The sequence below is a fragment of the Streptomyces viridosporus genome, from assembly GCF_002078235.1.
Classification (GTDB): Bacteria; Actinomycetota; Actinomycetes; order Streptomycetales; family Streptomycetaceae; genus Streptomyces; species Streptomyces viridosporus.
The window spans coordinates 1-540 of record NZ_MSGP01000981.1 but is presented as its reverse complement, the minus strand read 5'-3'; the positions used below and the strand labels follow the sequence as shown (position 1 = coordinate 540).

The 540-nt window shown below is 71.1% G+C and carries 1 protein-coding gene; it reads left to right on the top strand.

Annotation, left to right across the window (positions count from 1 at the left end):
* Positions 1-301, top strand: a 301-nt coding sequence (locus B7L92_RS39030) for a GTP cyclohydrolase II (RefSeq protein ID WP_497592139.1), incomplete at its 5' end; no start/stop codon positions are given.
* Positions 302-540 lie beyond the last annotated feature (239 nt).

Genomic DNA, 540 nt, shown 5'->3' with positions numbered 1-540 from the left:
GGCCCTGCAGGCGGAGGGCCTGGACACCGTCGAGGCGAACCTCGCCCTCGGCCTGCCGGTGGACGCCCGCGACTACGGTGTCGCCGCCGGGATGCTCCAGGACCTGGGCGTGCGGTCGGTGCGCCTGATGTCCAACAACCCGCGCAAGCGCGAGGCGTTGGTGCGGCACGGCATCCAGGTCGCCGAGCAGGTGCCGCTGCTGATCCCGCCGTGCGAGAACAACATCACCTACCTGCGCACCAAGCGGGAGCGCATGGACCACCACCTGCCCCATCTGGACGCGGTGGCCCATCTGTCCTGAGGCCGGCGGTCGTTCGGAGCCGGTGGCCGCCCTCTGTCCGGCGGCTGTCCTGGGCCGGTGGCCGTCCTGGGCCGATGGCTGCACTGAGGGCGGTGGTGGCTGTCCTGAGGCCGGCGGCGTCTCAGCCGATGACGGCCTCGTGCACCAGACGCTTCAGCTCCGGGTAGATCCGCAGGGAGCTCTTCGGGCGCAACTGGGTCATGAACTGGAAGGTCAGATCGCGGCCCGGGTCGACCCAG